Raw genomic sequence first — 16,884 nt, forward strand, 5'->3', positions numbered from 1 at the left:
CTGAACAGAAGACCATGAAAGCAACCGCAAAATCGCCCTCAGCCCCCGCCCTGCTCACCTTTGCCGCCGGATGCAACCAGCTTATCAACTGGGGTATCTCATTTTATATGCCCGGCACCTTTGCCCGAGCCATCGCCCAGGATACCGGCTGGTCTGCAGCGCAAATCTATCTCGGCCTGACCCTTGCAATGCTGATGATGGCAATAGTCTCCCCCTTCGTTGCCCGCCTGCTGGCCCGCCTCGGCGGCCAGCGCGTGGTGATGTCCGGGACGCTGATCGTCGCCGGCGGATGCTTAATCATGGCGAACGCCCATACTCTGCCGGTCTGGTTTTGCGCCTGGCTGCTGACCGGCATTGGTATGCGCCTGGCGCTGTATGACGCGCTGTTCGCCGCGTTGGTCAACCTTTACGGACAGCGTGCAAGAGTGACTATCTCGCGGGTGACGCTGGCGGGTGGCCTGGCCTCCGCCGTTTTCTGGCCGCTTGGCGCCTGGCTGCTGACGACGATCGGCTGGCGTCACGCGCTGCTGGTCTACGCGCTGTTCGGCGTGCTCAGCGCACTGCTGCTGTGCAAAATGCCGAATATCCGGCTGCCGACGCCGCCGCAGCGCAAAGCGCGCCCGCCAGCCTCGCGCCACGACCGACGCGTTGGCCTGCTGTATGCGGCGCTGATCGCGCTGGTGACCTTTGTCTCTAACGGAACCTCAACCCATCTGCCCGAGTTTATCGCCAGCTACGGCCTGCCGGTGGCGGCAGGCATGCTGTGGGGAGTCGGACAAACCGGCGCCCGTTTTCTGGAAGTGGCTTCCGGCTGCGCATTAACGCCGCTAAAGCTCACGCTGCTCACGACCCTGCTGATGCCGCTGTGCTTTGCGCTCGGCCTGAGCGGCCCCTATTTCGCATGGGCCGCCGCCGGGTTTGTGTTGGGATATGGCGCGATTAATGGCTTAACCACGGTATTCAAGGCCACGCTGCCGCTGCAGCTGTTTGCCGCACAGGATTACGCCCGGCGCACCGGAGTTTTGCTGATCCCCGCCCAGCTGCTGGCCGCCGCCTCGCCGTTTGCCTACGCCTGGCTTAACCAGCGCCTGGGCATCGAGGGAGGTTTGGCGGTGTCTGCGCTGCTCGCGCTGGTCGTTGCCGCGCTGGCGCTGGCGATTGCCCTGCATCAGCGTCAGCTCCCAGCGGCAGCGGTTAGCGAGCCTGCCTGACCCCGTCCGTCGAGCTCTTCCTCCCGCCCTTTGTCCTGCACCGGGGAGTAGCCGAACTTACGTGAAAACGCGCGGGAGAAGGCGGCGGCGCTGCCAAAGCCAACCGCGGCGGCGGCGGATTTGACGCTGGCTCCGCTGCGCAGTTTGCTACGCCCAAGGGCCAGCCGCCAGCCGTTGAGGTAGGCGGCGGGCGGCTGGCCAACGGTTTTGCGAAAGAGGGCGATAAACGGCCCACGCGACATGTCCGCGAGGGCCATCAGCTCGGCAATCTGCCACTTCCGCCGCGGTTCGTCGTGCATGGCAACAAGACAGACGTGAAGCCTGGGGTGGGCCAACCCCGCTAACAGCCCGGCATCAACGGTCCCCGCCGCAATAGCTTTACGGATAGCCAGCACCACGATGACCTCGCACAGACGGTTGCGAATGGTCCCGCCGCCGCAGCGCGCCACCTCAACCTCAGAGACAATTAAGTCTGCCAGACCATACAGTGCCGGTTGTTCCGCCAGCGAAAAGCTCAGCTCATCGGGCAAGGCGCCAACCAGCGGATTTTCACTGCCGCCAAAATCAACACTGGCCGCGGCGCAGAGCGTCACCCCGGTCGGCAGCTTTGCCGTCGTTCTGGCGCGGTACAGCAGATGCGTCGGCCTACCGGCACCGTCGGCATCGACGATTAAAAGATTCGCCGGCGCGGCTGAATCGCACAGCGTGGCGCTGAGGCCAAAGGCTTTCAGGAAAGCCGATAATCGATCATGCCTTAGCGGGATATTCGTACTTTCAATCATGCCTTACCCCAACTTCGTGATTGTAAATCTTTTACCATAGTGTAAAGGGGGCGCGTCGCCTGCCGCCAGAACAATTAACAGGAGCTTGTATGACCCAAAATAGCGCCAGCAAATTCGATGCCTCCCGCGCGGGAGAATATGCCAGGCAGAGCCGAATCGCGCTCGCTGGCTACGATGCCTGCCACGAACTCTCCGCATGTATGCTCTCTGCCGCGCTGGGTGAAGACGTCCCGGCGCGCGTTCTGGTCGTCGGTGCGGGTGGCACGGCAGGTGAAATCATTGCCGCCGCGGCGCTGGAGCCGCAGTGGTCCTTCGTCGCGGTGGATCCGTCGCCGCCGATGCTGGAACTTGCCCGCTCCGCTATCACCGAGGCGGATCTCACGGATCGGGTAGAAACGGTTTCCGGCGGCGTCATCGATCTGGCGGCCGCCCCGCTCTTTGATGCAGGGATCATGATTGGAGTGCTGCACCACCTGGCCGGCGATGCGGAGAAACTGAATATCCTGCAGCAAATCGCCGCGCGGCTGAAGCCCGGCGCGCCGCTGGTCGTGGCGGGTAATTATCGGCCCTACGCTTCGCAACCCTTATTGATGAAGGCCTGGGAGAATCGCTGGAAAATGAGCGGAGCGGGAGTCGAGGAGCGGCGGGCAAAGATGGACAAAATTCTGCAAGGCGCGCAGCCGCCGCGGTCAGAGGAAGCCGTGATATCCCTGCTCGCAGGAGCCGGTTTTGACCAGCCGGTGAGGTTCTTTTCCAGCCTGTTCTGGGGAGCATGGCTGGCCCGACGGCTGCCGGAGACAACATGAACGACGCGCCGCCGTAATAACAAATAGCGCCCTGCTAAACCCCCGCGCGGCAAAAAACCTGCCAGGGCCGCGCATCCGGACAGGTTTTGCTGCCAGCGTATAATTAGCCATCTGACCGCCGCTGTGCGGCTGAAAGACGGCTCCTTGCGGGCGTTAATATCGCGATGACAGACCCGCCTCATTCATCCAAAGCTCTGCATCTTCCCCGGCGGGAATACGTAGCGGAGCGGCGGGATCGGTCGCTGCCCGCCAAACCGCTTGCGCCACATCGGACGCATGGGTGACCGGGCCGGCGTCTTCCTGCACGCTGCGGATGAACTGCTGCAGCATCGGGGCATAGTCCGCATCGTCCATGCCGCGCACGTGCGGACGGGCATTAGCGCCGAAGCGAGTTTCCGGCGAACGGCCGGGCAAGACGATGTGCGCGCGCACGCCAAAGGGCGCCATCTCCACCGCCAGCGACTCGGTGAAGGCGTTTACCGCCGCCTTGCTTGCCCGATAAATCCCGACGATCGGCAATGGTTTGAGCGTAACCGTCGAGGTGACGTTGATGACCACGCCGGCCCGGCGCTGGCGCATTTGCGGCACGACGGCCTGAACCATTGCCAGCGTGCCAACGGCGTTGGTCTGAAACAGGGCGTGGACGGTTTCCGGCGCCGTAAGCTCAACCGGAGACGGCGCCCCGAAACCGGCATTATTGACCAGAACGTCGATTGGACCTGCCGCCGCCACGACCCGGGCGACGCTGGCGGGATCGGTGATATCCAGCGCCAGCACCCGCAGTCGTTCAGAGGCCGGGAGCAGACCTTCCGTCGGCGTGCGCATTGTGGCAATCACCTCCCAGCCCCTGGCAAGGAATAGCTTTGCGGTTTGCAGGCCGAAGCCGGACGAGCAGCCGGTAATCAATATCGTAGACATAGGCATCTCCATTAAAAATGAACATCCTCATGGTAGCGACGCCGCGGAGGACTTAATATAGCCTTTAGTCGCCAAAACTTTAGAGATAGTCCTGTTTATGCTCATAGATCCGCTTGCCGATATCGTCACCCTGCTGCAGCCGGCCGCCCGCTTTTCAAAGCTGGTGGAGTGTGCCGGTTCATGGCGCATTGAGCGTGCGGCGACGGGTGAGCCCTTCTACTGCGCAATACTAGAGGGAAGCTGTCGCATCACCTTCGACGGAAATCAGCGGTTTACTCTGCAGGCCGGCGACTTTGTTCTTGCTCCTGCGATGCGGGATCTGGTCAACGACAGCCTTGATGCGCCGGACGACATGCCCGCCACGCTGCCTGTCCAGGTCGCCGAGGGGCATTTTCACGCTGGGCGCCAAGACGGCCCGGCCGATCTGCGCATGCTGATCGGCCATTGCAGCTTCGGCACGCCCGACGCCGCCCTGCTGGTTTCGCTCCTGCCGGATATCGTTCTGGTGCGCGACCGGCCCCGCCTTGCCACGCTGATACAGCTGATCGGCGAGGAAACCCGTGAACGCCGCGCGGCCCGCGGGCTGGTGCTGGAGCGGCTGCTTGAGGTGCTGCTGATCGAGGCGTTGCGCTCGGCAACGGAAACGGCATCCGCGCCGGGTTTAAGCCGCGGCCTGGCTGACGAACGTCTCGCCGTCGCCCTGCGCGCGATCCACGCCCGGCCCGAACATCCCTGGAACGTCAGCGAGCTGGCGACCGCCGCGGCAATGTCGCGCTCAGCCTTCTTTGCACGCTTCAATCGTATCGTTGGCCAGCCGCCTATGGCGTATCTGCTGGCCTGGCGGATGGCGCTGGCAAAGCAGCTATTGCGCGATCGAGAGAGCGGAGTCGAGCAGATTGCGGCACGCGTGGGCTACGGATCGGCAAGCAGCTTCAGCGCTGCGTTTACCCGCTATGTCGGCATGCCCCCGGCCCGCTACGCGCGAGCGCTCAGCGCAGGCTAGTTTAGCCAACGGGGACAGATCAGAATTTAGATTAGTATGATTGCCGGACAGCACGTATTTAGGGTTATCAGACCATTATCAGACGCTTAAACAGCAGCTGCTGAACGTCCTGCCGATGTGCCAGGATCGCATGCGCGGTCACTAAGGTTCCGTCTACGGAATACAAAACCCGGTAGCCTTCAGCGTGATTAAACTCCCGGTATTTGGCGCAGCCAATTTTTAGCAGCTCAGGGCAAATCTGGCATCCCAGTGGAAACTGACCAACGGTACGTTCGAACTGGGTGAGTATATCTGCGATAACCGGGCGCGGCTCAACGTCAACACGGCGCAGGAAACCCGCTATTGTGTCGATGCAATGCTTTACCGTCAGCGTGTACTCAAAGGTCACCTGCTGTTCCATGGAAATCCCTTAACGTTGAGCGCGCTGCGTTTAATCCGCAAGTCCATCCAGCAACTGGTCTTTCGAGAAGATGCGCCCTTCCGCTTTATCTTTCTCTGACAGGGTAAGCAACTTCAGCAAAGCAATGGCGTTTTCCCGCTCCTGCTGCTGCTCATAGGACTCTATAACATAAGCAGGCACACCATTTTGGGTGACCAGGATCGGTTCTGACAGATCAAGCGTTGCTGCGTTTTTTTTAACGTAGCTGATTGTCTCTACTTTCATAGTGCGTTCACCTAATGGTCATCGATCATGCATCGGTTTTAATATAGACCATATTTAGACCACCAACAAGATGCATGAGGGCTGATATCTGCCTGGCGAATGCCCTGGCCTATCGAGAACTTATCTCAGCACCGTCCTGTTCGATCAAAAGTAACTCAACGTGCTCAAGAACAAACATTAATGCACCTTCTTTACCTGTATGCTTCGATCGCCATTCATCTTCTGGTCTAAATACAACCAGCCTATACGCCTCTTGTGATAAATGCTCCAACTCGGTATTAACAAAGAAAAACCCTCTGTATTAACAGAGGGCTAGATAAGTATTTGAGTAGTTGCGATTAGCTATGAACTAGCTGTAAATCATTCCCGCTCAGTCATCAACAAGGCAATTAAACCTTTTTTTACAAGTGATTAACGTAATTACACGGAGCAATATCATGCTTAGTACCATGAACCTCTTCTCTGACAGAAATACTTCCAATCGTCGCTCCGCGAAGCACTGAGTCACGCCGAGTTTGGTTGACCCTGGTCAGGTGACGAACAGACATCAGCCTGCCGTGGTTAAAGCAATATCTCCCTTGCAACGTGAAGAGCATCCGGTTGCTGCGCCTTAGTCGGTGAAGTCGGTTGCATCGGAGGCACCTCGCCATGCGTCCAGATCCTTGCTGACCGTCTGCATTTTCTGCTCGGCCAACGTGGTGGCGATCTTGCCGGCGAACAAATGGATAGGGGGCTCGGCGACGCGGGACGCCTGCAGGATCAGCGTGGCGACTTTTTCGGGGTCACCTGCTTGCTTTCCATGAAGTCCGTTCAAGTGCAAATTCAGAGAAGCCTGGGCTTCGGTATAGTCAGCAATCGAGCGCTGGGCCACGCCCAGCACGCCTTGTGCCAGGAAGTCCGTGCGTACCGGTCCAGGATAGACAACGGTGGCCTTTATGCCCAACTCCGCCACTTCAGCCGCCAGCGATTCGGTCAACCCGGCGATCGCAAACTTACTGGCGGTATAGCTACCCCAGCCCGCATAGCCCCCCTGGAAGCCAACAATGGAGGCCACGTTGAAGATGTGGCCACTGCGCTGCGTGCGCAGATGCGGCAGAGCATGCCGCAGCACGTGCAGAGACGCGAACAGATTGACTTCGAAGTTGCGGCGTAACTCGGCATCGGTGAGTGCCTCGACCGTGCCCTGCTGGGCGTAACCAGCGTTGTTCACCACACGGTCGATGCGACCGAACCTGACAATCGTTTTATCAATGGCGGCCTGCACGCTCGCCTCGCTGGTCAGGTCGACCTCCAGCGACAACAAACGTGTGTTGCCCTGCCCGAAGGCCTGCTGCAGGCTGTCGAGGGAGCGTGAGGTGACCGCTACGGCATCGCCATGAGCCAGCGCCTGGCGTGCCAGAGAAAACCCGATGCCGCGAGCAGCGCCGGTAATGAACCAGACTTTGGAATCTTTAGGTACTTGCATGGTGTGATACTCCTAGTGAATTGAACTACGCAACGGAGACGCTCATGCCGCCGTCGGCCATGACCACCGCGCCGACAATGTTCTGGCGCGGTTTGGACGGCCAACGTGACGCTGGCTTTCCTGTGCCACGTCCGCGACCAGCGGCACGATGCCTTCTCGTGCCAAAGCATTGACGCTGTTGCCACGTCCTGCCGCGACCACACATGCCCCCTGACTATGCAGCAGTTCAGTCATCGCCAGACCAATGTCACTGGCTGCTCCAGTGACGATGGCGACACGCCCGGCGAGCGGCTTGTCGTGAAAAATAGCAGTTGAGTGAGGCATGAGATTTCCTTGAAGAGAAAAGGTGTAGTTCAGTAAGGGCTCGCGGTGTGCCGCACGATAATTTCACTGACATCCACGTCATCTGGTTGCGAGATCGCATAGCCAATAGCCTGCGCTACAGCCTGCGGGGGCAACGCGATGCGGCGGAACGCACGCATTTCCGCGCGCGCTGTCTCGTCGCTGATGGAGTCAGCCAGCTCCGACTCCACGACACCGGGACTGACAACGGTCACTCGCAAGGCGTCCATCTCCTGACGCAACCCTTCGGAGATCGCGCGAACAGCGTATTTGCTGGCACAATAGACGGCAGCGGTTGGCGTAACCACATGCGCTCCGATTGACGCCACATTGATGATGTGCCCGTAGCCCTGCGCCTGCATGACAGGCAACACAGCTGCGATACCATGCAAAACGCCACGCACATTGACATCGATCATGCGGTTCCATTCATCGACTTTGAGTGCCGCCAACGGGGATAGCGGCATGACGCCCGCGTTGTTAATCTGCACGTCAATACGGCCATAGCGCTGTTGTGCAAAAGCAGCGATGCGCTGCACGTCTGCCAATTGGGTGACGTCGAGCACAAACGCATCGACATGGACGCCCTGCACGCTCAGTTCCTCTTGCAATGCCGTAAGGCGGTCGATGCGACGCGCCCCGATGATCAGGTGGTGCCCCATTTGCGCCAGGTGTCGGGCCGTAGCCTCGCCTATGCCGCTGCTGGCGCCGGTCAGCACAATGACCTTGGGGTTATTCGTGTGGGTGGATTCCATCATTTCTCCTTGTTGCCTTAGGTTGAAGAAACTCGACCAATGGAGGCGGTTTGAACAAGGTGAAATCGTAGGCGAGTCACTGGGATCGGACGAGGTGCAGAACTATTGCGTAATTGCCTATTTCTATTTTTATATGTTTAATTCAGGAAAATTATTGCATAAATATATCTTATTCATAAAACGCTCCCAGGAATCACCGTGAACAGATCGAACTCAGATATAACCCGGCATACCGAAATGGGGACGCTGATCCAGCAGCTTGCCCCACATGAGGGATACACGCGATCCCTGCTGGATGGCGTGCGTCTGATGCGAGCAGATCGTCCGCTGGGGCGCATTCCCGTGCTGTACGAACCCAGCATCGTGATCGTCTGCCAGGGCCACAAGCGCGGTTATCTGGCCGATCAGGTCTATCACTACGATGCCCTGCACTATTTGGTCCTGTCGGTGCCATTACCGTTCTCAACGGAAACGGATGCGTGCCCTGACGAGCCCATGCTGGCGGTATCCGTAAGGCTGGATATGACCGCCGTCGCCGATCTGGTCATCGAAGTAGAGCATCACGCTTGTGCTTCGGCGAGCACGCCCGTGGGCATTCTTTCTACCCCGCTAGATGCGCCACTGGTCGACACGACCGTGCGCTTGCTCCAGACGTTGACCTCACCGCTTGAAGCCAGAATACTGGGGCCGGCTATCGTGAGAGAGCTGATCTTTCGCGTCCTGATGGGGCCACAGGGCGGTGCGATACGGGCAGCGCTGGCACATCAGGGAAACTTCGGCCGGATCTCGCGAGTTCTGCGTCTCATCCATAACGACTACGCCCAACGTCTGGACGTTGAGTCGCTGGCCAGCGAAGCTGGCATGAGCATTCCTGCTTTCCATGTTCATTTCAAGGCTGTAACTACCACCTCACCGATCCAGTACATCAAATCGGTACGCCTTCATCAGGCCCGGCTAATGATGATCCGGGACAATCTGACTGCCGCAGCCGCCAGCACACGAGTCGGATATGAAAGCCCGTCACAGTTCAATCGCGAATTCAAGCGATTCTTTGGGCGCAGCCCAGGAGAGGAGGCACGTGAAATGCGCTCGGCCTTCGCACTTATGGCCCCCACTCAACTGGATGCAATCGCGTTAGCGCATTAAGCTTGCCCCTGCCATCAAGTTCTCCTTGGCAGGGCGTTCTTGCTCCCATAAGCTGCCAGATACAAAAACAAAAAAGCCCGCAGTTACGCGGGCTTAGAGGTACTTTACTGCTTTTACGTGCAGGCTGTTGCCAGACGCGAAATCATTCCCACTCGATCGTCGCTGGCGGCTTACCGCTGATGTCATACACCACGCGGGAGATACCGTTCACTTCGTTGATGATGCGGTTGGAGACGCGGCCGAGGAAGTCGTACGGCAGGTGTGCCCAGTGGGCGGTCATAAAGTCGATGGTTTCTACCGCACGCAGGGAAACAACCCAGTCGTATTTGCGGCCATCGCCCATCACGCCGACGGAACGAACCGGCAGGAACACGGTGAACGCCTGGCTGACCTTGTTGTAGAGGTCGGCTTTGTGCAGCTCTTCGATGAAGATAGCGTCTGCGCGACGCAGCAGGTCGCAGTACTCTTTCTTCACTTCGCCCAGCACGCGAACGCCGAGGCCCGGACCCGGGAACGGGTGACGGTACAGCATGTCGTACGGCAGACCCAGCTCGAGACCGATTTTACGCACTTCGTCTTTGAACAGCTCTTTCAGCGGTTCAACGAGGCCCATCTTCATCTCTTTCGGCAGGCCGCCCACGTTGTGGTGAGATTTGATAACGTGCGCTTTACCGGTCGCGGAGGCCGCGGACTCGATCACGTCAGGGTAGATAGTTCCCTGCGCCAGCCACTTCACGTCTTCCAGCTTCAGCGCTTCTTCGTCAAATAGCTCAACGAACACGCGGCCGATAATTTTACGTTTTGCTTCCGGGTCGTTCTCACCGGCCAGCGCGGCGAGGAAACGATCTTCCGCGGAAACGTGGATGATGTTCAGGCCAAAGCGGTCGCCAAACATGTCCATCACCTGCTCGGCTTCGTTCAGGCGCAGCAGGCCGTTATCAACGAACACGCAGGTCAGGTTTTTGCCGATCGCGCGATGCAGCAGCATAGCGGTGACGGAAGAGTCGACGCCGCCGGACAGGCCGAGGATCACCTTATCGTCGCCAACCTGCTGACGGATGCGCTCAATGGCATCATCAATAATCTTAGCCGGCGTCCACAGCGCTTCACACTGGCAGATATCGCGCACGAAGCGGTCCAGCATACGCAGGCCCTGACGGGTGTGGGTCACTTCCGGGTGGAACTGCACGCCGTAGAAGCGTTTTTCTTCGTTAGCCATAATGGCGAACGGACAGGTCTCGGTGCTGGCAACGGTCACGAAGTCAGACGGGATGGCGGTCACTTTATCGCCATGGCTCATCCAGACGTCGAGCAGCGGCTTGCCGTCGGCGCTCAGCGAATCTTCAATCCCGTGGATCAGCGCGCTGTCGGTTTGTACTTCAACCTGCGCGTAGCCGAACTCACGCTCGCTGGAAGCCTCAACGTGGCCGCCGAGCTGCATTGCCATGGTCTGCATGCCGTAGCACACGCCAAATACCGGCACGCCCGCTTCAAAAACGTATTCCGGCGCGCGCGGGCTGTTATCTTCAGTGGTGCTTTCCGGGCCGCCGGAGAGAATGATGCCGCTTGGGTTGAATTCACGGATTTGAGCTTCAGTCACGTCCCAGGCCCACAGTTCGCAGTAAACGCCTAATTCACGTACGCGACGCGCAACCAGCTGGGTGTACTGAGAACCGAAGTCGAGGATAAGAATGCGATGTTTATGAATGTTGTCCGTCATTGACGTTTATTCCAGAGCAGTAGCAATTAAATAAAATCGCCCGGCGCATGGCCGGGCGATGAAAATCAGGAGCCCATGCGGTAGTTCGGGGATTCCTTGGTGATCGTCACGTCGTGAACGTGGCTTTCCTGGATGCCAGCACCGCTGATACGCACGAATTCCGCTTTGGTACGCAGGGTGTCGATGGTACCACAGCCGGTCAGACCCATACAGGAACGCAGGCCGCCCATCTGCTGGTGAATGATCTCTTTCAGGCGGCCTTTGTAGGCTACGCGGCCTTCGATACCTTCCGGTACCAGTTTGTCAGCTGCGTTATCGCTCTGGAAGTAGCGGTCGGAGGAGCCTTTGGACATCGCGCCCAGGGAGCCCATACCGCGATAGGATTTGTATGAACGGCCCTGGTAAAGCTCAATTTCGCCCGGGGACTCTTCGGTACCCGCCAGCATCGAACCAACCATCACCGCCGCTGCGCCCGCGGCAATCGCTTTCGCGATATCGCCGGAGAAGCGGATACCGCCGTCGGCGATAACCGGGATCCCGGTGCCTTCCAGCGCTTCGACGGCGTCAGAAACGGCGGTAATCTGCGGAACGCCTACGCCGGTAACGATACGCGTGGTGCAGATAGAGCCAGGACCAATCCCGACCTTCACCGCGCTCACGCCGGCTTCAGCCAGCGCACGCGCGCCGGCACCGGTCGCCACGTTGCCGCCGATGATTTGCAGGTTCGGATATTTTGCCCGCGTTTCGCGAATGCGCTGCAGAACGCCTTCAGAATGGCCATGGGAGGAGTCGATCAGCAGAACGTCAACGCCTGCGGCAACCAGCGCATCAACGCGATCTTCGTTACCGGCGCCGGCGCCAACCGCCGCGCCTACGCGCAGACGACCGTGCTCATCTTTACAGGCGTTCGGTTTACGTTCTGCTTTCTGGAAATCTTTAACGGTAATCATGCCGATCAGGTGGAAGCTCTCGTCCACTACCAGCGCTTTCTCAACGCGCTTCTCGTGCATTTTAGCAAACACGACTTCACGGGTTTCGCCTTCACGCACGGTCACCAGACGCTCTTTCGGCGTCATATAAACGCTAACGGCCTGGTTCATGTCGGTAACGAAGCGCACGTCGCGGCCGGTGATGATCCCGACCAGCTCGTTATCTTCGGTAACCACCGGATAGCCGGCGAAACCGTTGCGCGCGGTCAGCTCTTTCACTTCGCGAAGGGTGGTGGTTGGCAGTACGGTCTGCGGGTCAGACACCACGCCGGACTCATGTTTCTTCACGCGGCGAACTTCTTCCGCCTGGCGCTCGATGGACATGTTTTTATGAATAAAGCCGATGCCGCCTTCCTGGGCGAGGGCAATTGCCAGACGCGCTTCCGTCACGGTATCCATAGCCGCAGAGAGCATAGGAATATTCAGACGAATTGTTTTCGTCAGCTGAGTGCTGAGATCGGCGGTATTCGGCAGAACGGTAGAATGAGCGGGAACGAGGAGAACGTCGTCAAACGTCAGAGCTTCTTTAGCGATACGTAGCATGGGCAATATCTCGACCAGGGTGGATAAATATTGCCGTGGCATTATACAGAGCGTAACCGATTGCATCTACCCTTTTTTGCAAATAATACTTGCGATCGCCTCCCAGCAGGTTACTATCGACTGATTAACCTGCTGATTTAAAATTTGATCTTGCTCACATGTTACCATCTCAATCCCCCGCAATTTTTACGGTCAGCCGCCTAAACCAGACGGTTCGCCTGCTGCTGGAACAGGAAATGGGCCAGGTCTGGATCAGCGGCGAGATCTCTAATTTCAGCCAGCCCTCTTCCGGCCACTGGTACTTCACCTTAAAAGACGATAACGCCCAGGTGCGCTGTGCGATGTTCCGCAACAGCAACCGCCGCGTCAACTTCCGCCCGCAGCACGGGCAGCAGGTGCTGGTACGCGCCAATATCACGCTCTACGAGCCGCGCGGCGACTATCAGATCATCGTCGAAAGCATGCAGCCCGCAGGTGAAGGGCTGCTGCAGCAGAAGTACGAACAGCTGAAAGCGCAGCTGGCGGCAGAAGGTCTGTTCGACCAGCAGCACAAGCAGCCGCTCCCCTCCCCGGCCCACTGCGTGGGGGTGATTACCTCCAAAACCGGCGCCGCGCTGCACGATATTTTGCAGGTCCTCAAACGCCGCGATCCCTCTCTGCCGGTTATCGTTTATCCAACGACGGTGCAGGGTGACGACGCGCCGGGGCAGATCGTTCGCGCCATCGCGTTAGCCAACCAGCGCCGGGAGTGCGACGTGCTGATCGTCGGCCGCGGCGGCGGTTCGCTGGAAGATCTGTGGAGCTTTAACGATGAGCGGGTGGCGCGGGCAATTTTTGCCAGCCGCATTCCGGTTGTTAGCGCCGTCGGCCATGAAACCGACGTGACGATTGCCGATTTTGTCGCCGACCTGCGGGCGCCTACGCCCTCTGCGGCGGCCGAGATCGTCAGCCGTAACCAGCAGGAGCTGCTGCGCCAACTGCAGTCAGGGCAGCAGCGTCTGGAAATGGCGATGGACTACTTCCTCGCTAACCGCCATCGCCGGTTTACCCAGCTTTTCCACCGCCTGCAGCAGCAGCATCCGCAGCTGCGCCTGGTGCGTCAGCAGACGACGCTTGAGCGGCTGCGCCAGCGGATGCGTCTGGCGCTTGATACGCAGATGAAGCGCGCCGATCAGCGCCAGCAGCGCGCTCTTCAGCGCCTGAACGCCCACAATCCACAGCCGCGTATTCATCGCGGCCAGTCGCGTATCCAGCAGCTGGAATATCGTCTCGCAGAGAGCATCCGCGCGCGCCTGAGCGAACAGCGCGAGCGTTTCGGCAATACGGTAACCCATCTCGAAGCCGTCAGCCCGCTGGCGACCCTCGCCCGCGGCTATAGCGTCACCTCCGCCAGCGACGGCAGCGTCCTGAAGCAAACGAAGCAGGTGAAGGCGGGCGATCTGCTAACCACCCGCTTAAACGACGGCTGGGTTGAAAGCGAAGTGAAGGCGATCGCGCCGGTCAAAAAAGCCCGCGCGAAGAAGAAATAGCTACGCCTGGTCAGGCAGCGCGAACTCAACGCGCTTCTTCGAAATCAACCCGTGCCCGTGCTGGCAAAAATAATCGATCGCCCCGCAGGCTTTTAAGACCTCCAGCGGCCGGTGGCAATCGGGACAACGTGCTTCTACGGCAAAGTCTTGTTTACAGCGGCCGCAATGCGCGCGGCCACCCTGCAGCTCCAGCGGCGTGTGGCAAAGGGGGCAGGCAAGTTCCATGGTGATTCCTTACGCAGTTTTCGTCTGACCAGTTTACCACGACCGCCGTTCAATGCGGGCCGCGCAATTGCTGCTGAAGCTGCAGCAGCAGAGCCACCTCGTCGATGCGCCGCCGGGTCAGCCGCGCGACCTCATCGGGAGCGCGCACAAACAGGCTGTCCGCGCCGAGAATATGTTCCCCCAGGCAGTGCTCGTAGATCGCACCGGCCCGCCGCCAGCGCTGCACCTGTTCGCCGGCAACGAGCTCAACCACCTCGCTATTCTCACGGCGGTCAAGATTGATCGTCCGCCCGTCGCGCAGCGCTATCCGCATGCCCTTCTGCCCTCCCGCCGGACCGGCATACTTGTTGAGCCAGATATTGAGCGGGATCCCGCTCAGCTCTCCCTGCAGATGTGCCTCCCCTTCCGCGGTTTGCGTATCGCCGGGGGCAATCGCCCGACCCAGACGATCCTTCGCCTGCCGAACCCGAAGGTGGATTCGGTCGTCGCCGCCGCAGGAGCGGATCGTTTCCCGCAGCATCGCCAGCACGTGAGTGCCAATATCAAGGATCACTCCGTCGGGATGCCGCAGCCGGCGCGTATCCGGCCTGCCGGTAGCAAAATTCAGCGCCACCGGGTCGCCCCGCTCGTCAAACCCGCTGGGCTCCTGGAGAAAACCGTCAATACGCACAATATCCTGCGGCGAGGAGAGCAGCGGGCCACAGGCCTGTACGCCGTTCTCCGGCTGCCAGCGGGCATCGAGCTGGCCCAGCGCCAGCTTCAGCGCACCGTCGCGCGCCATCCAGTGGTCCAGCGCCAGCACCCGGCGGGCGTTTTCCGGTGCGCGCAGCAGCGCGCGTAGATGCGCAATTTGTGGCAGAGTCGCGACGATCGGCTTTTCCACCACGATTCGCGGGCAGGAGGAGGCGAGCGCCGCTTCCAGCACCGGAAGATGCTGCAACGACGCGGTGGTAATAAACAGGATGTCCAGCGGCTTTGCCAGCAGCGCGGCCAGCGAGCCGCAACGGCTGACGCCCTCCGGCATCCGCTGAGGATCGCTATCAAAACCCCAGCACGCCGCCAGCGGTATCGCCAGATTTTTCAGCGCCGGCAGCCAGGCCGTCTCCACCACCGCGCCCAGCCCAATAAATCCTGCCTGCATCGTTCCCCACTCCCGTTAGCACAAAATAATCCGCTGAAATAATACGGGAATTATGGCGGAACGCCGGGTAGATTGCGCGGCGGATGCTGCGCTCTGCGGCAATAAAAAAACCCGCCAGCGGCGGGTTTATCTCTTACTTTCCTTTCTTGATGTGCTTAATCAAGCGCTTACGCTTACGCATCTGGTTCGGCGTCAGGGTATTGCGTTTGTTGGCAAACGGGTTCTCGCCCTCTTTGAACTGGATACGGATCGGCGTACCCATAACTTCCAGCGATTTGCGGAAGTAGTTCATCAGATAGCGTTTGTAGGAGTCCGGCAGGTCTTTGACCTGGTTGCCGTGGATCACCACGATCGGCGGGTTGTAACCACCGGCGTGGGCATATTTCAGCTTCACGCGACGGCCGCGTACCAGCGGCGGCTGATGGTCTTCCGCAGCCATGGTCATAATGCGGGTCAGCATCGCCGTGCTCACGCGACGGGTGGCGCTGTCATAGGCTTCGCGTACCGATTCAAACAGGTTGCCAACGCCGCTGCCGTGCAGGGCAGAGATAAAGTGCACGCGGGCGAAATCGATAAAGCCCAGACGGAAGTCGAGGGTCTCTTTGACCTGCTCTCTGACTTCCTGGCTCAGGCCGTCCCACTTGTTGACGACGATCACCAGCGAGCGGCCGCTGTTGAGAATAAAGCCCAGCAGGGAGAGGTCCTGATCGGAAATACCTTCCCGCGCATCAATAACCAGCAGCACCACGTTGGCGTCTTCGATCGCCTGCAGCGTTTTGATAACCGAGAACTTTTCTACAACATCGGTAATTTTACCGCGCTTACGGACGCCCGCGGTATCGATCAGGACGTATTCGCGTTCATCGCGCTGCATCGGAATATAAATGCTGTCGCGGGTGGTGCCCGGCATGTCGTAGACCACGACGCGATCTTCACCGAGAATACGGTTAGTCAGCGTTGACTTACCGACGTTCGGACGACCAACGATGGCCAGCTTAATCGGCAGATCCTGCGGATTAAAGTCATCCTCCGGCTCTTCCGGCAATTCGCCGTTCTGCTCGGCTTCAAACTGCGCCCAGTAGGCAGCATCTTCGTCAACTTCTTCCGACGGGTCGATCTCTTCCGCCCACGGCAGCAGCACGTGCTCCAGCAGGCTGGTCACGCCGCGACCGTGCGAGGCGGCGATCGGGTGGATATCACCGAGGCCCAGCGTCCAGAAGTCAGCAATGGCCTGATCGGCATCGATGCCGTCGGTTTTGTTCGCCACCAGGAAGGTTGGCTTCTCACGAGAACGGAGGTGCTTGGCGATCGCCGTATCCGCAGGCATCAGGCCGGCGCGCGCATCAACCATAAACAGCACCACGTCAGCTTCTTCAATCGCCATCAGCGATTGTTCAGCCATGCGTGTTTCAACCCCATCTTCCGTGCCATCGATACCGCCGGTATCGATACAGATAAATTCACGTCCTTCTACTTCAGCACGACCGTACTTACGGTCACGAGTCAGCCCCGGAAAATCCGCGACCAGCGCATCACGAGTGCGAGTCAAGCGGTTGAAGAGCGTGGATTTTCCAACGTTAGGGCGCCCGACAAGCGCGACCACAGGTATCATGTTAAATGCCTCATACAAATTACTATGCAACGT

General features: G+C 59.3%; 17 protein-coding genes. 5 read left to right on the top strand and 12 right to left on the bottom strand.

Translation table 11 applies throughout. The features are described 5' to 3' along the window. The first annotated feature begins 14 nt into the window (after positions 1–14). A complete protein-coding gene (locus tag M2416_RS21500; protein WP_135184160.1) occupies positions 15–1,211 on the top strand; it encodes an MFS transporter in 1,197 nt (398 codons plus the stop codon). On the opposite strand, the gene M2416_RS21505 is transcribed toward M2416_RS21500, so the two are convergent. After that, positions 1,175–1,993 carry a helix-turn-helix domain-containing protein gene (locus M2416_RS21505; protein WP_259226613.1) on the bottom strand — a complete coding sequence of 273 codons (819 nt, stop codon included), beginning with the start codon at positions 1,991–1,993 and terminating at the stop codon, positions 1,175–1,177. The genes M2416_RS21500 and M2416_RS21505 overlap by 37 nt on opposite strands. An 89-nt stretch (positions 1,994–2,082) precedes the next feature. Between M2416_RS21505 and M2416_RS21510 the strand changes: the two genes are divergently transcribed. Continuing rightward, positions 2,083–2,799 (top strand): class I SAM-dependent methyltransferase, encoded by a 717-nt coding sequence (locus M2416_RS21510; RefSeq protein WP_259226615.1) that lies wholly within the window; start codon positions 2,083–2,085, stop codon positions 2,797–2,799. Positions 2,800–2,952: 153 nt separating this feature from the next. On the opposite strand, the gene M2416_RS21515 is transcribed toward M2416_RS21510, so the two are convergent. Further along, a complete protein-coding gene (locus M2416_RS21515; RefSeq protein ID WP_259226617.1) occupies positions 2,953–3,717 on the bottom strand; it encodes an SDR family oxidoreductase in 765 nt (254 codons plus the stop codon). Between the two features lie 97 nt (positions 3,718–3,814). Between M2416_RS21515 and M2416_RS21520 the strand changes: the two genes are divergently transcribed. Next, on the top strand, positions 3,815–4,720 hold the full coding sequence (locus M2416_RS21520) for an AraC family transcriptional regulator (protein WP_259226619.1): 906 nt from the start codon (positions 3,815–3,817) through the stop codon (positions 4,718–4,720). Positions 4,721–4,787: 67 nt separating this feature from the next. Here the strand turns inward: M2416_RS21520 and M2416_RS21525 are convergent, their stop codons facing one another. From M2416_RS21525 to M2416_RS21545, 5 genes are all read right to left on the bottom strand, one after another. Further along, positions 4,788–5,120 (bottom strand): type II toxin-antitoxin system RelE/ParE family toxin, encoded by a 333-nt coding sequence (locus tag M2416_RS21525; protein WP_259226620.1) that lies wholly within the window; start codon positions 5,118–5,120, stop codon positions 4,788–4,790. Positions 5,121–5,150: 30 nt separating this feature from the next. Further along, positions 5,151–5,384 carry a type II toxin-antitoxin system Phd/YefM family antitoxin gene (locus M2416_RS21530; protein ID WP_076947746.1) on the bottom strand — a complete coding sequence of 78 codons (234 nt, stop codon included), beginning with the start codon at positions 5,382–5,384 and terminating at the stop codon, positions 5,151–5,153. A 610-nt stretch (positions 5,385–5,994) separates the two neighbouring features. After that, positions 5,995–6,849, bottom strand: coding sequence for an SDR family oxidoreductase (locus M2416_RS21535; protein WP_076947747.1), 855 nt, complete (start codon positions 6,847–6,849; stop codon positions 5,995–5,997). A gap of 42 nt (positions 6,850–6,891) precedes the next feature. Next, a complete protein-coding gene (locus M2416_RS21540; protein WP_217698327.1) occupies positions 6,892–7,173 on the bottom strand; it encodes a hypothetical protein in 282 nt (93 codons plus the stop codon). Positions 7,174–7,202: 29 nt separating this feature from the next. Continuing rightward, complete coding sequence (locus M2416_RS21545) at positions 7,203–7,946, bottom strand: SDR family oxidoreductase (protein ID WP_076947748.1); 744 nt, start codon at positions 7,944–7,946, stop codon at positions 7,203–7,205. Between the two features lie 237 nt (positions 7,947–8,183). On the opposite strand from M2416_RS21545, the gene M2416_RS21550 reads away from it, so the two are divergent. After that, positions 8,184–9,092 (top strand): AraC family transcriptional regulator, encoded by a 909-nt coding sequence (locus M2416_RS21550; protein ID WP_076947749.1) that lies wholly within the window; start codon positions 8,184–8,186, stop codon positions 9,090–9,092. Between the two features lie 142 nt (positions 9,093–9,234). Here the strand turns inward: M2416_RS21550 and guaA are convergent, their stop codons facing one another. Together guaA and guaB are read right to left on the bottom strand one after the other, a co-directional pair. Beyond that, positions 9,235–10,812, bottom strand: coding sequence for a glutamine-hydrolyzing GMP synthase (gene guaA / locus M2416_RS21555; protein WP_041146701.1), 1,578 nt, complete (start codon positions 10,810–10,812; stop codon positions 9,235–9,237). 65 nt (positions 10,813–10,877) lie between these two features. Further along, positions 10,878–12,344 (bottom strand): IMP dehydrogenase, encoded by a 1,467-nt coding sequence (gene guaB / locus M2416_RS21560; protein WP_041146702.1) that lies wholly within the window; start codon positions 12,342–12,344, stop codon positions 10,878–10,880. Between the two features lie 158 nt (positions 12,345–12,502). Between guaB and xseA the strand changes: the two genes are divergently transcribed. After that, positions 12,503–13,873, top strand: coding sequence for an exodeoxyribonuclease VII large subunit (xseA, locus tag M2416_RS21565; protein WP_259226624.1), 1,371 nt, complete (start codon positions 12,503–12,505; stop codon positions 13,871–13,873). On the opposite strand, the gene M2416_RS21570 is transcribed toward xseA, so the two are convergent. The 3 genes from M2416_RS21570 to der form a co-directional block, all read right to left on the bottom strand. Further along, positions 13,874–14,098: a zinc ribbon domain-containing protein gene (locus M2416_RS21570; protein ID WP_259226625.1), complete on the bottom strand. Its 225-nt coding sequence runs from the start codon at positions 14,096–14,098 to the stop codon at positions 13,874–13,876. A gap of 49 nt (positions 14,099–14,147) precedes the next feature. Continuing rightward, positions 14,148–15,239, bottom strand: a complete 1,092-nt coding sequence (locus tag M2416_RS21575) for a Gfo/Idh/MocA family oxidoreductase (RefSeq protein WP_259226626.1) — start codon at positions 15,237–15,239, stop codon at positions 14,148–14,150. A 133-nt stretch (positions 15,240–15,372) separates the two neighbouring features. After that, a complete protein-coding gene (der, locus tag M2416_RS21580) occupies positions 15,373–16,851 on the bottom strand; it encodes a ribosome biogenesis GTPase Der (RefSeq protein ID WP_041146706.1) in 1,479 nt (492 codons plus the stop codon). Between the last annotated feature and the right edge of the window lie 33 nt (positions 16,852–16,884).

Source organism: Klebsiella sp. BIGb0132, from assembly GCF_024810075.1.
Lineage (GTDB): Bacteria > Pseudomonadota > Gammaproteobacteria > Enterobacterales > Enterobacteriaceae > Klebsiella > Klebsiella terrigena.

Bases quoted from the DNA above. Each gene is read 5' to 3' on its own strand.
- xseA (WP_259226624.1), top strand. From the start codon at position 12,503: ATGTTACCATCTCAATCCCCCGCAATTTTTACGGTCAGCCGCCTAAAC.
- M2416_RS21520 (WP_259226619.1), top strand. From the start codon at position 3,815: ATGCTCATAGATCCGCTTGCCGATATCGTCACCCTGCTGCAGCCGGCC.
- guaB (WP_041146702.1), bottom strand. From the start codon at position 12,344: ATGCTACGTATCGCTAAAGAAGCTCTGACGTTTGACGACGTTCTCCTC.
- M2416_RS21530 (WP_076947746.1), bottom strand. From the start codon at position 5,384: ATGAAAGTAGAGACAATCAGCTACGTTAAAAAAAACGCAGCAACGCTT.
- guaA (WP_041146701.1), bottom strand. From the start codon at position 10,812: ATGACGGACAACATTCATAAACATCGCATTCTTATCCTCGACTTCGGT.
- M2416_RS21570 (WP_259226625.1), bottom strand. From the start codon at position 14,098: ATGGAACTTGCCTGCCCCCTTTGCCACACGCCGCTGGAGCTGCAGGGT.
- M2416_RS21510 (WP_259226615.1), top strand. From the start codon at position 2,083: ATGACCCAAAATAGCGCCAGCAAATTCGATGCCTCCCGCGCGGGAGAA.
- M2416_RS21575 (WP_259226626.1), bottom strand. From the start codon at position 15,239: ATGCAGGCAGGATTTATTGGGCTGGGCGCGGTGGTGGAGACGGCCTGG.
- M2416_RS21545 (WP_076947748.1), bottom strand. From the start codon at position 7,946: ATGGAATCCACCCACACGAATAACCCCAAGGTCATTGTGCTGACCGGC.
- M2416_RS21515 (WP_259226617.1), bottom strand. From the start codon at position 3,717: ATGTCTACGATATTGATTACCGGCTGCTCGTCCGGCTTCGGCCTGCAA.
- M2416_RS21535 (WP_076947747.1), bottom strand. From the start codon at position 6,849: ATGCAAGTACCTAAAGATTCCAAAGTCTGGTTCATTACCGGCGCTGCT.
- M2416_RS21500 (WP_135184160.1), top strand. From the start codon at position 15: ATGAAAGCAACCGCAAAATCGCCCTCAGCCCCCGCCCTGCTCACCTTT.
- M2416_RS21525 (WP_259226620.1), bottom strand. From the start codon at position 5,120: ATGGAACAGCAGGTGACCTTTGAGTACACGCTGACGGTAAAGCATTGC.
- M2416_RS21540 (WP_217698327.1), bottom strand. From the start codon at position 7,173: ATGCCTCACTCAACTGCTATTTTTCACGACAAGCCGCTCGCCGGGCGT.
- der (WP_041146706.1), bottom strand. From the start codon at position 16,851: ATGATACCTGTGGTCGCGCTTGTCGGGCGCCCTAACGTTGGAAAATCC.
- M2416_RS21550 (WP_076947749.1), top strand. From the start codon at position 8,184: ATGGGGACGCTGATCCAGCAGCTTGCCCCACATGAGGGATACACGCGA.
- M2416_RS21505 (WP_259226613.1), bottom strand. From the start codon at position 1,993: ATGATTGAAAGTACGAATATCCCGCTAAGGCATGATCGATTATCGGCT.